The sequence below is a fragment of the Arthrobacter sp. P4_H3 genome (genome assembly GCF_056400885.1).
This window is the reverse complement of sequence record NZ_JBFUKK010000030.1, coordinates 26630-40763: the sequence shown is the minus strand read 5'-3', so window position 1 is coordinate 40763 and position 14134 is coordinate 26630. Positions and strand designations below refer to the sequence as shown.

Genomic DNA, 14134 nt, shown 5'->3' with positions numbered 1-14134 from the left:
GGCCCGCGGCTCACTCGTCGATGAAAGGGCTCTGGCCAAGGCTCTGTCCGACGGCACCATCGCCGGCGCCGCGCTGGACGTGCTCGCGATCGAACCCCTGCCAGGCGACAGCCCCCTTCGGGGACTGGACAACGTGCTCATCACCTCCCACCTCGCCGGACAAACGACCGAAGCCCGGACACGGGCCGGCTTGGCAGCCGCGCACGCCGTCATCGACGTCCTCGAAAACCGCGAACCGGCACACCCGGTCGACCGCTAACCGCTATCCCCGAAAACCTGACTAAGACGAAGAAGGATCCTGATGTCGAAACCCCACCGCATCGCAGTCATTCCCGGCGACGGAATCGGCACCGAAGTCGTGCCCGAAGGACTGCGCGTCCTAGACGCCGCAGCCTCAGCCTTCGACCTGAACCTCACCTACGAACACTTCGACTACGCCTCGGCTGACTACTACACCCGACACGGGAAAATGCTGCCCGACGGATGGTTCGAAGAACTGAACCAGTTCGATTCCATCTTCTTCGGCGCCGTCGGATGGCCCGACGTCGTCCCCGACCACATCTCGCTGTGGGGAAGCCTCCTGCAGTTCCGCCGCCACTTCGACCAGTACGTCAGCCTCCGCCCCGTCAAACTGCTGCCCGGGGTGCCCAGCCCCCTGACCGGCCGGGTCCCGGGCGATGTCGACTTCTACGTGGTGCGCGAAAACACCGAAGGCGAATACTCCAGCATCGGCGGGAAGATATTCGAAGGCACCGACCGCGAAACCGTTGTCCAGGAAACCGTGATGACCCGCACCGGTGTGGACCGGATCCTCAAGTACGCCTTCGACCTTGCGCAAAGCCGGCCCAAGAAGCACCTGACCTCCGCCACGAAGAGCAACGGCATCTCCATCACCATGCCCTACTGGGACGAGCGTGTGCAGGCCATGTCCACTACCTATCCTGAGATCGACGTGGACAAGTACCACATCGACATCCTGGCCGCTAACTTTGTCATGCACCCCGACTGGTTCGACGTCGTTGTCGCCAGCAATCTCTTCGGTGACATCCTCTCTGATCTGGGCCCTGCATGCACGGGTACCATCGGCATCGCCCCCAGCGGCAACATCAACCCCGAACGCAAATTCCCCAGCCTCTTCGAACCCGTCCACGGCTCCGCCCCGGACATTGCCGGAAAAGGCATCGCCAACCCCATCGGGCAAATCTGGTGCGCCGCCATGATGCTCGACCATCTGGGAGACCCCGAAGCCGCGGCCGCCATCACCACCGCCATGGAAACGGTCCTCGCCCAAGGGCACCAAGCACTCACCCCCGACATGGGCGGCAACGCCACCACAGAAACACTGGGTAAAGCAGTGGCATCTGCCCTGACCGCACCATGACGCCATCGGCTGGCCCCGCCGCCTTTATGAGGTGTGCCGCGTCATGGTCTCCGTGCTAGCTCAGTTGGGTGATGGTGCCGTGGATGTCATCCTGTAGCACAGCCTGATGGTAGAGCCTTCATCATTCGCCGAGTACCAATTCAGGTGAGATGAGAGCTGCGGATTCCAGACGAAGGCCGCAGGCTTCGACGGCGTCATGGCGTCCCACTCCCCCACCTCCATGAACCACCAGAAGCAACTTCGCTGTACGTCATTCTGATCCCCATCATCGCTGGGCAGGTCCTCCACGCAACCAGGGCGCTCTGCGCCGGGCTCGATCCAAAGTTTCGCTCGGCGCTCCTCCGTCGCTTATCTCCTCACGAAACTTTGAACCGTTCCCGGTCCCCCAAGTTGCACTCCGGACCCTCAAACCCAGCGCTGACTCCGCTACCAGAACGACGCACAAATCTGACAGACATCCGGTGCCCGCAGCGGCCGGCTACGTCGTCCACCACGCCAGTGCCGCCAACGTGCTCGTCGCTGTGTTCAGCGGAATGACCGTCGGTGACGGGCCCGTCTCTGAGAGGCGCGGCATCCGCCTCATCTACCGCAAGCCTGCTCGGGACGCCTTTCTTAGCGGGAACGGCACTGACCCTATGCATGGGAGGAAAGGATAGACGCGCGTCCAACTACGGACTGGTCGTACGGATCAACCAAACCAGGACCGCCCCCGGAAACTGAAGCGGAGAGGATCCGGTCGAGTAGCCGCTGGGTATGGACGGCTTCGCGGCCGGAGGTCAGTGGCTGCGCCCTGTCGGCGACCCGGTCCAGGAAATGGTGGACTGCTGCTGAGAAGCCAAGAGTGTCGGTCGCTGTTGCCCAGCCGTACGCCTCGGCGCTGAGCTCGCGTGATGTGGTGACTCCCTGGACAGTGGTCGAGACGGTTTCCGGGGCCCTGACTTCCACGGTCTTGCCGTCGCCATAGGCGTCGAGTTTTTCGTTCCAGGCACCTGCTGTTCGGGCAGCCATGAGCACTCCGGTGTTGCCGGTGCTGAAGCCGATCATGGCTGCGACGCCGTCTTCTTCCCAGGGGTCGTCACCTGCGGCGTGTGCGGCCACGTCCACGGGTTCGCCGCCGCAGTACCAGCGGAGCAGGTCGACCATGTGAATGGCGTTCTCGAACGTTGCGCGGTATTCCGATCCGGGGCGGTTTCTTTGCGCGACGCAGAAGGTAGCGCCTTTCGTGCCGAACAGTTCACGGCCGGCGGTGTGGACGGGTGCATAGCGGCGGTTGAAGTCGACCATCAGGATGCGGCCGCGCTCGTCGGCCAGGTCCGCCAAACGTTCTGCCTCCTCGGTGGCCGGAGCTTCTCGCAGAAAACGTCGACGTCGTTGTTAGGGCACAGCTGGACCGCGTGGGCGTGCTCGGATCGGGGCGTCAGGACGAAGACTGCGTCCAGGTCCTGCGCATCCAGCATGTCCTCGACGGACGTGTATGCGGAGCCGAAGCCCCAGCGTCGGACCGGGCTGCCCGGATCCTCACGGCGGGACATCAGGGCCGCAAACTCGACATCATGGCCTTGTGGACGACCGTCCGCGGGCGCCGAGTTGGGCGCCAATGTGGAGAGTCTGCTCCAAGGTCTTCCGTAGCCTGGACCAGAACAGGGAGTTCAAACGGGGGAGGTTTCTGGATCCCGTAGAGGTGTGCGGCGCGGTCGAATTCGTCCCGCTGGCGCCGTTGCCCCAGTACCTCAACCAATGGCCTTAAGGCTGATGATGTTCTCTTCTATCAAGTCTCGTGCGGTTTACCGCGGCTCATTCGTTACTGCTACCTGATCGCGTGGCAGGCAACGCCTACCCTTCATCAGAATACTTACCAAGTAGAGGCTCCCGGATTGCCGCTCGTCAGCCATCGGGCTACGTCTCATACTCACAGTGTTCTCATTGCTGCCGCTGCCGGGGGTCGCGGCGACGCAGAGTAGATGCGTACGCCGGTGTCGGCAATGATGTAGTCGAAGACATCCCCGCGGAGGTAAGGGGTACCATTGGTGTGAAGGTCAGGTACCGGAGGAGGAGGAGCGATGCGAATCGGTGAACTTTCCGCGCGAACGGGAGTGCCGCGGCGCATGCTGCGCTACTACGAGGAACAGGGCCTCATTCAACCGATTCGTGAGGCGAATGGCTACCGGCATTATGGCGAGTACCTGGTGGAGCGGGTGGGCAAGATTCGTGGCTTGATCGACTCGGGCATCCCGTCGCGTATCGTTCTGGAAATCCTTCCGTGCCTGGATCAGGAGCAAGCGATCGTTGTTCGGAACATCGAGCCTGGGCTTCGCGATCTGTTAGTCCAGGAGCGCGACCGCATGACGCAGAAGATCGCCTTCTTGACTTCGAATCGAGATGCTCTCTCCCGTTACATAGCCGCTGTTGATGTTGGTGCGAGGAGATCCGAGGCACCTGCCGGCTAAGCAGCGTCGGGTCCCGTTCCTACACTCGAGTTGACTGTTACAAGATCGGGGTGCCACAGACTTTCGCCGATGCGACTGTCTCTGTGCCCACGCGTCTCCCTGTTGTTAGCTTCTTGCGCTAGCCACCGCCGGGTTCCTGGCGGTCAGGCTCCAGACGCTGCCTGCGGGTGTCCTGCCTGCTCTCAGCAGTGACAATTGGAGTCACCGAAGCGGTGGCCCGGCAGACCGTCACGTTCTACACGTTGGGAGCGCTCTTGGGTGCCAACCCCTATCATCGGGGCGACTATGGGGTGGCCGCGTCGGCGTCTCCTGGTGATGGCGCTGTGCGGCTACATCGTCACGAGCCTCGCTGTCGCCGTGTCGCCCGTTTTCGCGTTGACCCTCGCCGCCAGGGCGGTAGGCGTCCCGGACAGGATTACGTAGGCCTGCTCTGCGCTATCCTCACATCGCGTCGTTCCTCGATTTCGCGGGGGTAGGGACTAGTGTCATGCCGCGCTTCTCGAGTTCGGCGTGGCCGCTCTCGTTGGCCTGTGGGTGACGGGAATTGTCAGCGATTTGCGTCTGCGTCTGCTCATTCTGGGTAGCACCGCGGTGTTCGCCGTCGAGGTTGTCGTGCCCGGACTGGCCTTCGCCTCGCCCGCTGCGGTTTTGGTCAGTATCGCTGCGTGGGGTCCTGCTTTCGGCGGGTCGGGAAGTCTTCAGAAAACAGCCCTCACCAACGCCGCCGGCACAGCCTTTGATGTCTCGCAATCCTTTCTCGTCACCGGCTTGAACATCGGGACTGCAGCGGGCGGGATTCTCGGCGGGCTCGTCCTTTCCGGTCTCGGTTCCGGGGCTTTGCCGTTCGCCACCTTGGTGCTACTTGTCGTCGTTCTCGTCATCGTCCGCCGCCCGCCGGGATGGTTTCCCCGCGCGTCGTTCAATCGACGCATCGTGACACATCAGGACGTCCACGTCTGCCTGCAAGAAAGGTTCATGCGCAATGAGCAGCAAGAGGACGATGCTGATCAGCATACAACTGGGCAACGGGTGTGGAGCGAGGCATCGGGTTATTCCCTGGTTCCCCTCGTCACCGGCGAAACCAGCCTGCTCACCAACTTGGCGGCGGAACACCCGTGCATTCCCCGCACAAAAGGAGCCCGGTCGTCCTTCCCCTCTCCCAGTAACCTCAAGCGTCGCCCATCTTGAAAACAACATATGTGGTGCCACCACCAAACTGCGTGGTGCGGAGCTCGCTACGCTCTCCGATACCGTTCGGTAGTACTAGCTGTTCGCGAAGAAGGCCACATGCTGCAGCCTGCCTCGACCTCCCGCGGACCCGTCTCAGAGCCCTCTACCTAGCGGCGCGAGTTGGCCTGTGCGGGAAGAACGGGCTGGACTTCCGGCCGTCCTGCCGGGGAGACGATTACTCCGAGTTTGCGCAATTCGGGAACGATCTCACCAACGGACGCGCCATGCCGTTCTCGTAGACGTTCGAGGAGACCCAGAGGCTGTCGGCGGCCTGCGCCCCGTAACGATGATCGCTCCGACGGCAGCAAACTCCATCCAGGATGGTTCCGCACCGCCGACATTAATCAGGGCCGAGGCAGCATGGCAACCCCGACGAATGACGGGGAGTCCAACGCGTTGAGCTTTATCGCTGCAGGGGCCCGCGTGTTTGAGCGTGGCTTATTGGAAGAGCAGACGAGTGAGTGCTACTACGAAGTTGGCGTCGGGCCGTTTTCCAGTAGCCTCAGTTCGCTCGTCGAGGATGGCGATCATGAGGTCTCGGCGCAATGACGCACGACGTGCGTCGGCGTTGACCAGAGCGGCCGGCAGTTGGTTCGCGGTGAGGTCGGTCGAATACGCCGGAGTGCCTGCTTGCTGACGCCAGGAGTCGGCCAACTTTCCGGCGTCGATCGCGTCGAACCCTGTCTGCTCTACCAGGGTCATGGCGGCCATCCGGTGTCCGTCATCGTCCGAGGCCACTGGGAGCGCGATGCGTCCGACGGTTCCCGCGTCACTGGCCTTGTCTGCAAGCGACTCTGCCATGATGGTGCTCCATGCCTTGACGAGCGGGCGCCCGTATTGAGTCTGCGCCCAGAGGCTCTCGGTCTGGCCGCTGCCCAGCCCGCCAATGACGCCATCGCTTTTTGGGAAGTAGTTCGTTACATCGATGAGCACAGCTTCTGCTGGAGCCTGACGAACGAGATCGACCACTGAGGGAATTTTTCCGAAGTTTACCGCCACGATGATGGCGTCGGTGTCTGTGGCGACGTCAGCTGCCCACACCGGCCTGGTACCGGCGTGGAGGGTGCGCGGATTGATCGTCTCGGGGGCTTTCGAATTGGCGATCTTGACTTGGTTTCCTGCTTGACTCAGTCGCTGGGCCAGGGTCGTGCCGAACGGTCCTGCTCCTATGATTCCGATGTGCATGGAAGTCCTTTCGTGGGAGTGYATATGTCGTAACGGGGAGGGGAGTTGCGATGACGTTGTCCGGCGCAGTGTCGACGCCTGTGCAAGGTAATGCCGCTGACTGGTTGGTAGCACCGTCGAGGAAAGGCCCGGGTTGGAGGGTCCGGTTGCGCAGAGGGCGCCCTACGGGCGCCCTCGCATCGAAGCTAGCCTGATCAGGACGTGCCGCCCGCGACACGGGTGTCGAGGCCGTACTGTTCAGGTACGCCGAGATTCTCTCGCAGGGTCGAGCCTACGTACTCTTCGGGGAAGATCCCGCGACCCCGCAGTTCTGGAACGACCTCATCGACGAACGCGTCAACACCGTCCTCGTAAATGTCAGGAGAAATCCAGAACCCGTCGGCGGCTCCCGCTTCGAGCCACTCCTGCAAGTGATCTGCGTGTACCTCTGCAGGGCCGACCGTGGTCGGATGAAAGTCGATCACGCCATGGGCGAGGATGTCTCGCGGAGACCAGCCTTCGCGGGCAACCTTCAGAACGATCCCGGAACGCGGGTCCATCGGGGAAGCGTGCGCTGCCGCCAGCTGGGTTTGTGTGAGGGGCTCGTCGTAACGGCTCGGGTCGATCTGCAGTCCCAGCAGGGCGCCGACATGAGGCAGACGGGCTTCGATGACGTCGCCTGCCACTGCTAGACGGCGGTCAAGGCCCGCGCGTATCGTGGGGGCGACCGTGGTCATGAGTCCAGCGATGTACTTAATCTCGTCCTGGTTGCGCCCTGCGCGCTGTGCGGCATCCCGCACCATCTGACGCTGGGCACGGGCTTCCTCAATCGTCCACACTTCGGCGATGAAGCCGCTGGCGTAGCGGCCGGCGAGCTCGAGAAGGTGCGGGCTCGGGCCCCCAGAGGCGAAGATGACGGGCTGGCCTTGATCGGACGGTGGGATGGGCAGAGGTCCGCGCGAGGCGACATGTTCGCCTTGTAGATTGACAGGTCGAACTTTCGATGCGTCCAGGAAGCGGCCGGACGTCTGGTCTTTGATCCAGGCCTCCTTCTCCCAGCTGCCCCACAGTGCCTGCACGATCTGGATCGCCTCGTCAGCTCGCTGGTATCGTTCGCTGCGGTCGGCAACCGGTCGGCCGTAGTTGGCAGAGACCATCGGGTCGCTTGTGGTGACCCCGTTCCATCCGGCGCGACCATGACTCATCACGTCGAGAGCTTTGAACTGGCGCGCCGTGTTGAACGGCTCCTGGAAGGTCGTCGACCCTGTCGCGATGAGTCCGATGCGGTTGGTGGCCTGTGAGATGGCGGCCAGCGCGAGCATCGGTTCCATGATGTTCTGGATGCCCGAGAACTCGACGTCCCCGCGGACGGCGGGGAAGTCCGGGGTGAACAGGAACGCGAATCCTCCCCGCTCGGCGCTCTGGGCGTAGCGGATATTTGATTCGATGTTCGCGTAATTGTCCGGGTTCACCTGCCGCGCCCGCCACGCGCCCGAGATGTTGCCGTAGCCGGAGTTCAGCGTCATTCCGAGGATCATTTTCTTGTCTGCCATGTAGGCGTTTCCTTTCAATAAGACAGCAGGTGTGCCGTGCTGTCGAAGAAGACGAGCGGCCGCTGCGTCTCGTCTCTGTGCAGATGGTCACCTCGTGGAGCACGAGGTCGTGATCTCCCGCCTCACCAACGGTGCGAGGCACGACGGCGATCGTCGCGAACGTCCCGGATGCGCACGCCGGTCCCAACACAACGTTCATCGGCATACCGCCGAAGGGCGTTGAGGTGGGCGGATTGCTCTTCACCGAAAAGCTGATATCTCAGCGCGGCGGGTGCGGAGTTCGGGTTATGTGGCCAGCGTGTGCGCGAACGCACGGGCTATCAGCCAGGGATCTAAAGAAAACGCATTGAGCGAGTTGGCTGGCATCCCAATGATCCGGCCGTCGATCTCGGCGGCGACGACCGAGAAGCCCCGCGAATCCTGCGAGAGTGCGCCTCACCATCAAGGGTGTCACGGAGTGCGGAGACATATACATCATTCATCAATCCTGCAACCTTCACACTAATGGCAATGTCAAGCTGGAGTGACTCCCGCCTCCGGCGCGGGAAGTTCCTGAACGAACTCCGGGCAAGGACGGCAAGCCCGGCTCAATTCAGGCCGACAAGGTGCTGATGCCCATTGGTTTCGCGCCCCGAGTCGAGGGTTTCACCCGGGCAGAAGATCGGCGTTACGCTGACCGAGTGCGGCGCGATCTGGTCGCCGATGCTGACGTAAGTCATGCCGGTCACCCACTGTTCGCTTGGGGGCCGAGCCTGCTGCTGCAGTCGCTGTTGACCTTGCAGCGCATTTGATTGCATAATACATCTAACATCCTAGCTGGGAAGATGTGCTGAGACGGCGCACATCAAGTGCGGAGTGGCTGCCAACTTGAGTGAGAGGTTAGGTGGCAGCACAAGCCCAACCCACATGTCCCGTTTCTAGTGAACAGACGTCACCCCCCTGGAGATTGTGATGCATGCCTACCGCCATGAGGACTGGAGCCAATTGGTTGGCGCTTTCGTTGAAGTCCGACTAAACATGCGGTGTCTGCGATCCGGCTACGTGGATGACGCCATGCCGGATTCCTCGGCACTATGGCTCGCCGCCGACGAATTAGCCAGCAGAACTCTTTTCGCCAAAGTCGAAGGTTACGAAGTTTGGGTCGAACTCAATGAAGGGGGAGAAATGGCTTGCCGCATGATCTCCTCCGTGCTGCATTGACCAAGTTCATGAACATTGACAGCGGGTGCCTTTTCAATCGAACAATGTTCAAGTCAAAGATTCACCGAGCCACAGTCACGCACAGAGCTGCATTAGGTAGGGTCCGTCACCATAGACCTGGACCTTCTTGATGCCGCCGACATCCTGCCGGGCGAGTTCGTGGCCATCCTGAACGTAACTAACGGAGCCCGCGAGACCTACCATTGCCGGTGAACGCGGCTCCGGCGCCATCGGCACCAATGGAGCGGCACCCGCTTAGTACGAGAGAATGACACAATCATCCTGATTACCTACGCCCAGATGAGCGGGGAAGAAGCGAAAAGCCACATGCCCAAAGTGGTGCACGTGGACCAAAACAGCTGTGTCATCAAGCTTGGCAACGACCCCGACGAGGGCCTCACTTCGGGTTTGCTGCGCCCACCGTTTTCCCTCAACGACAGTTCCTCATAATGTGGAGCCTTTTCGCGCCAAACTACGCCGCCTTCCCCGCAGCGATAGAAAATTGCCCCCGGGAACACCGCTTACAACTACTGCCTGCCCGGCATCCGTCTCATCATTGACACTCGCGTGGCGCCACAAGCGCTCATATCAAAACAGCAAGTTCGTGCAATTCTCGCTCGGCACCCATGTCCTGACACTAGACTCATAAAGGCCGCTTATAGCGCCTTGGGCGCAAGCACCAAGCGGAGGTCCCTGATGAGGAACCTCCGCCTGATGAAGCTGATGAAAATGGATACTACTGTTTAACGCCCCAGGCCTTCGCGTAGATGCTCTTGAAGTCGGTGGGTGCGCCAAGTGTTGGCGCGGCATTGTCTTTTGTGATGAGACGCATCGCTGTCACTGGCTCTTTGGGGTCGATTGGCGCATTTTGCACCGCGCGAGCTGCGGCGTCAAATGCGCGCCATACGAATGCGCCGCCGCTGCTTTCGCCACCGACCCATTTGTACACGTCACCGGTTTGGATCAGTGCGACATCACCTGCGTTGGAGGGGTTGACGCTGATTGTCTTCACGTCCAGTCCGGCGGCTTTCAGGGCGCTGCCAGCACCGAGCAAAAGGCTGGGCGTGGTGTAAAGCAGGTATTTCACGTCAGGATGACGCTGCAGGAAGCTCACCGTGCGTGCAGCATTAGCTGCCGGGTTATCGGCAACGTTAAGCTCCAGCACCTCTGACTTGCTTCCCTCGCCATTTTCTTTGATCGTCGCTGCTGCCGACTGGCCCATATTGACCATCGGCGCCAACGTTTTGTCTATGACAATGCCGACCGAGGTTTTGGCAGCGGCATCGGCCAAGGCAACGTCCGCGAGTGCAGCGCCCTGCGCTTCCAGAGCTGGCTGGCACTGGATGCAGGCGACGAAGCCGGGTGAGAGCTCTCCCCCGATGTCGATCACTTTGACACCGGCTTTGGCTGCAGCATCGATCTGGTCTTGGATTAGTGTTTCCGGGTAAACGGAGGTCACTAGCAAGACCTGGGGCTGTGATGCTATCGCTCTCTTTACGGCTTCAACGTAATCAGCTGGCCCTTTGGTCAGGTCGAATGGAAAGTCTTGCACGGTCCATCCGAGTGCTGCTGCTGGTTCAGTGCCCGCGCCGGGCGAACAGGAGGGGAGAGTGCAGTTCACAACGGCAACTGAAACTCCCTTTTCGGCTGCCTTGGGTAGCGGGTCAATCTGCAGTGCCGGGTTGCTCAGAAGTTCGTCTGAGACCTTCTTTGCAGCGGCGAAACCACCAGACGAATCGCTCGTCGTGTCCGGTGAGCCGGTTGAGGAGCCGGCCGAGGAGCAACCGGCTAACAACGAGGCCGCAAGCATGACTGCAGCTCCTGCCCCGATCTGCCCACGAAATACTTTCTTCTTCATTTTTACTCCTCCATTGGAGAGATGACGCTGGGAGCAAACCCGGCGACGCTGCCATTTTGTCCGCTCACGTTGCAGCTAGGGCGACACCGAGCGCGGGGGCGAGGCCAAACCCTCTGAGGAGGGGTTTTTGGACTCACGTGTTGCCAGATTTACTAGCGAACTCGATAAAAGATGTAGCCTACAACTAAAATCAGTAGAACTCAGTTGCCAGGCGAGTGTCAAGAGAATCAGCAGTAACTAGGCGATTGCTCAAAAAACTGACCGTCTAATTTCTGACCGCTGGGAACGCGAAATAGCGGTACCGCTGCCCGCTGGCCGGATCAGCCGGAAACATATCGCACCGGCGACCGGCGCACCCGTGGGGTCGTGGACCCGATGGTGCTGATTTCCCAAAGCCCGCCCAAGATCAATCCGCGCGTCCCAGACCAATGGGAATCTCAATGATCTTGTCGAGCTGCTTGCGCGCTGCCTGTTGGGGTTGGTTCCCGTGAGCGGTGGGGCGATGGGCATGACGCAGTGGCCCTTGATGCGGCGTCAGGCGAAGGCGGTGAGGGGCAGTCTGTTCCAACGTCCCGTCTCGCCAGGCCTAAGTCCTTTGCTGAGCCGGGTTGTTGGCGGTTTCGGTGGCTTTGACTTCACGCTTACCGCGAACCCGCTGCATCAGTAGCGCTATCGATATGGCGCCGATCAGGGCGACGCCGTTGAAAACGTCGGTCACCCAGAGATCCGCTCCGGCGAGTTGAAGGCCCTGGACACCCGTTCCGAGCAGGCAGATTGCGAGGAGTGTGCCCCAGACGTTGAAGCGCCCAGGCTTGAGCTGGGTCGTCCCGAGAAAAGCCGCGGCAAAGGCAGGCAGGAGGTACTGAGGTCCCAACGACTGGTTAACAGTGTTGAGGTTCGAAGCCAAGAGCACTCCCGCGAGACTCGCGCCAGTGCCACAGATGACAAAACTCCAAAACGTGAAGCGCGTCGTCCGAATGCCGGCCAAGCGAGCCGCGTCCCGATTTGCCCCGGTGGCGTACACGCGGCGCCCCAAAGGCGTGTGCTCGAGCACGTACCACCCGAGGAAAGCGATGACTATGACGTAGACCGTGAGCACAGGAACTCCGAATAACGCTCCAGATGTCAGGGACGTGAGTGAACCGGGCAAGGGCCCCAGGTACTCCCCGTTTCCGACAATTGCCGCGGCCCCGACGAGCAGGGACGTTGTACCGAGCGTAGCGATGAAGCTGTCCAACTTCACAATACCTACCAGGAGCCCGTTGAGAGCACCGATGGTTGCGCCGACGAGCAGCGTCAAGGCCACCGCAGGAACGAGGTCTAGTTGCGTCTCGCGACTCATCAATGCGCCACATACGAGCGCGCTGAAACCCATGTTCTGGGCCGCTGAAAGGTCAAACGCACCGGCGGCGAGCGGGAAGAGTATGGCTATGGCCAGAAATGCTGTGATTGCCTGGCCCTGAGCGATCGTTTTCCACGTTGACGCCGTCAAGAATGAGTCCGGAACCCACAGGGCGAATACGCAGAAGATTCCAACGAAGATGAACAGTCCGGAGAATTTCCCTAGTTGCAGCTGGGGCAAGCTGAAACGCATACCCCGCAGCGTCCGCCCCGTAACGGGTTCGACGGAGAGGTCCCCCGCAAGGGTGGAAGTCGGATTACGGTCCACGACGGCGTCCGATTGTTGGACGCGATTACTTGTCTCAGGCATGTGTCAGGTTCTCCTGTGTTGCGGTGGCCGGCCGGAGCATCTCCGCCAGCAGGTTGTCGACGGTTAGGCGGTCGCCGCTAAGGACGACCTCAACGCGTCCGTCGTGAATGACATATACGCGGTCACAAACCGCGCAGGCTTCTTCGAGGTCAGACGTCGCCATCAGGACTGCGGCGCCGTCTGACGCTACCCCGCGGAGGGCATTATAGATCGCGGTCTTGGCTCCAACATCGACGCCTGCAGTCGGTTCATCTAGCAGGTAGACGCGCGCTCCACACCGCAGCCACCGCGCGATCATGATCTTCTGCTGGTTGCCGCCGCTTAGGGAGGAGAATCTAGCCTCGGTATCGCTTGGCTTCACAGCCAGTTGCCCCAGCAATGGGGCGACATCCCGTGCCTCATGCCGCCGTGCCAGCCATCGTAGGGGCCCGCGGCCGAGGATCTTTGGAAGGGTGAGATTCTCGCGAAGCGTCCATTCAGCCACGCCACCGAGGCGCTTGCGATCACCGGGCACGAACGCGAACCCCGCCCGGATGGCTTCCCAGGGAGAGCCTGGCGTGCAGGGAATACCATCGAGTTTGAATTCGCCCGCTTCTCGGTTGCCCGCCCCAAATATCAGCTTCGGGATGTCCTCGACACCGGAGCCCGCAAGACCGACGACCCCGACGATTTCGTTCGCCATCACGGTGCAGGAGAAATCCTTGATGCCTCCGCCACGCAGTCCTGAGACTTCGAGTACGGTGTCTTTCCCCGGGGTAGGCGGCTCGGGATAGAACGTCTCTACCGGGCGGCCCAGGATGAGCTCGACCAGGCTGTCATGGTCAAGCTCTTTGACCTCACGTGTGGCAACGCTACGGCCATCGCGGAGAACGGTGACGCGATCAGCGAGCTCAAAGACCTCGTGTAGCCTGTGGGTCACATAGAGCAACGTTCCGCCTTGGGCTTTCACGTCGCGCAGCATCGCGAAAAGGTGGTCTTTGCCCACCTCGGAGAGCGACGCCGTCGGTTCATCGAGGACAAGGATTCCGCGGGCAGCATCACCGTGGTGTAGAGCCCGCACAATTGCCGTCATCGTTCGGCTCGCAGCGTCTAGTTTTCCCAGAGGCGCTGAGACATCGATGTCGACGCCGTATTTAGCGAAAATCTCTTTGGCACGGCGTCGCTCGCGTCTCTCTGAAAGCCAGAAACGACCTGAGTACTCGCTGCCAAGGGCAAGGTTGTCGTAGACGGAAAGCTCGTCGATGAGAGCCAGATCCTGGTGGATGAAGCGCAACCCAAGATCACGTGCAGCAGCAGAGGATCCAAGGTCGAAAGGCGTACCGGATACCGTGGCGGTCCAACCGGGTTCGGGAGAGTGATATCCAGCCAAGACTTTGATGAGGGTTGACTTCCCGGACCCATTCTGGCCGAGCAAACAGTGGATTTCGCCCGCTCTCAGTTCGAATTTGACCTCGTTCAACGCACGCTGACCCTGAAACGTCTTCGTCAAACCCTCTAGGAGAAGCTTGGGGGTACCCATGGGGGACGGGGAATTCACGAAGCGACCCACACCTTGTCGGTTGCCTGGCAGTCCTGGCCGGGGGCGCTGGA

At 61.1% G+C, this 14134-nt stretch carries 14 protein-coding genes and 1 pseudogene; 7 read left to right on the top strand and 8 right to left on the bottom strand.

The window, feature by feature from the left end; translation table 11 throughout:
* A partial coding sequence (locus tag AC1DRE_RS23665) for an NAD(P)-dependent oxidoreductase (protein WP_476986922.1) occupies window positions 1-259 on the top strand: 259 nt, incomplete at its 5' end.
* Between the two features lie 42 nt (window positions 260-301).
* A complete protein-coding gene (locus AC1DRE_RS23660; RefSeq protein ID WP_476986921.1) occupies window positions 302-1381 on the top strand; it encodes a tartrate dehydrogenase in 1080 nt (359 codons plus the stop codon).
* A gap of 633 nt (window positions 1382-2014) precedes the next feature.
* On the opposite strand, the gene AC1DRE_RS23655 is transcribed toward AC1DRE_RS23660, so the two are convergent.
* Both AC1DRE_RS23655 and AC1DRE_RS23650 read right to left on the bottom strand, forming a co-directional pair.
* A complete protein-coding gene (locus AC1DRE_RS23655) occupies window positions 2015-2701 on the bottom strand; it encodes a Gfo/Idh/MocA family protein (protein ID WP_476986920.1) in 687 nt (228 codons plus the stop codon).
* Window positions 2665-2979: a Gfo/Idh/MocA family oxidoreductase gene (locus tag AC1DRE_RS23650; RefSeq protein ID WP_476986919.1), complete on the bottom strand. Its 315-nt coding sequence runs from the start codon at window positions 2977-2979 to the stop codon at window positions 2665-2667. Before AC1DRE_RS23650 ends, AC1DRE_RS23655 begins: the two co-directional genes overlap by 37 nt.
* A gap of 462 nt (window positions 2980-3441) precedes the next feature.
* Here AC1DRE_RS23650 and AC1DRE_RS23645 point away from each other — a divergent pair, with 462 nt between their 5' ends.
* The 3 genes from AC1DRE_RS23645 (at window position 3442) to AC1DRE_RS23635 (ending at window position 5016) form a co-directional block, all read left to right on the top strand.
* Window positions 3442-3828, top strand: a complete 387-nt coding sequence (locus tag AC1DRE_RS23645) for a MerR family transcriptional regulator (protein ID WP_476986918.1) — start codon at window positions 3442-3444, stop codon at window positions 3826-3828.
* Between the two features lie 285 nt (window positions 3829-4113).
* Window positions 4114-4251, top strand: coding sequence for a hypothetical protein (locus tag AC1DRE_RS23640; RefSeq protein WP_476986917.1), 138 nt, complete (start codon window positions 4114-4116; stop codon window positions 4249-4251).
* 87 nt (window positions 4252-4338) lie between these two features.
* Complete coding sequence (locus tag AC1DRE_RS23635) at window positions 4339-5016, top strand: hypothetical protein (RefSeq protein ID WP_476986916.1); 678 nt, start codon at window positions 4339-4341, stop codon at window positions 5014-5016.
* A 480-nt stretch (window positions 5017-5496) separates the two neighbouring features.
* On the opposite strand, the gene AC1DRE_RS23630 is transcribed toward AC1DRE_RS23635, so the two are convergent.
* The 3 genes from AC1DRE_RS23630 to AC1DRE_RS23620 form a co-directional block, all read right to left on the bottom strand.
* Entirely contained in the window at window positions 5497-6243 is a 747-nt protein-coding gene (locus AC1DRE_RS23630) for an NADPH-dependent F420 reductase (protein WP_476986915.1), read from the bottom strand.
* 194 nt (window positions 6244-6437) lie between these two features.
* Window positions 6438-7775 (bottom strand): NtaA/DmoA family FMN-dependent monooxygenase, encoded by a 1338-nt coding sequence (locus AC1DRE_RS23625; RefSeq protein ID WP_476986914.1) that lies wholly within the window; start codon window positions 7773-7775, stop codon window positions 6438-6440.
* 587 nt (window positions 7776-8362) lie between these two features.
* Entirely contained in the window at window positions 8363-8572 is a 210-nt protein-coding gene (locus tag AC1DRE_RS23620; RefSeq protein WP_476986913.1) for a hypothetical protein, read from the bottom strand.
* Between the two features lie 187 nt (window positions 8573-8759).
* Here AC1DRE_RS23620 and AC1DRE_RS23615 point away from each other — a divergent pair, with 187 nt between their 5' ends.
* Together AC1DRE_RS23615 and AC1DRE_RS23610 are read left to right on the top strand one after the other, a co-directional pair.
* On the top strand, window positions 8760-8975 hold the full coding sequence (locus AC1DRE_RS23615; RefSeq protein WP_476986924.1) for a hypothetical protein: 216 nt from the start codon (window positions 8760-8762) through the stop codon (window positions 8973-8975).
* A gap of 111 nt (window positions 8976-9086) precedes the next feature.
* A pseudogene (locus AC1DRE_RS23610) lies at window positions 9087-9425 on the top strand (aspartate 1-decarboxylase).
* A gap of 286 nt (window positions 9426-9711) precedes the next feature.
* Here AC1DRE_RS23610 and AC1DRE_RS23605 read toward each other — a convergent pair.
* The 3 genes from AC1DRE_RS23605 to AC1DRE_RS23595 all read right to left on the bottom strand — a co-directional run bounded on the left by AC1DRE_RS23605 (window position 9712) and on the right by AC1DRE_RS23595 (window position 14063).
* Window positions 9712-10833, bottom strand: a complete 1122-nt coding sequence (locus tag AC1DRE_RS23605) for a sugar ABC transporter substrate-binding protein (RefSeq protein ID WP_476986912.1) — start codon at window positions 10831-10833, stop codon at window positions 9712-9714.
* Window positions 10834-11419: 586 nt separating this feature from the next.
* A complete protein-coding gene (locus AC1DRE_RS23600; RefSeq protein ID WP_476986911.1) occupies window positions 11420-12544 on the bottom strand; it encodes an ABC transporter permease in 1125 nt (374 codons plus the stop codon).
* Window positions 12537-14063, bottom strand: a complete 1527-nt coding sequence (locus tag AC1DRE_RS23595; RefSeq protein WP_476986910.1) for a sugar ABC transporter ATP-binding protein — start codon at window positions 14061-14063, stop codon at window positions 12537-12539. Before AC1DRE_RS23595 ends, AC1DRE_RS23600 begins: the two co-directional genes overlap by 8 nt.
* Window positions 14064-14134 lie beyond the last annotated feature (71 nt).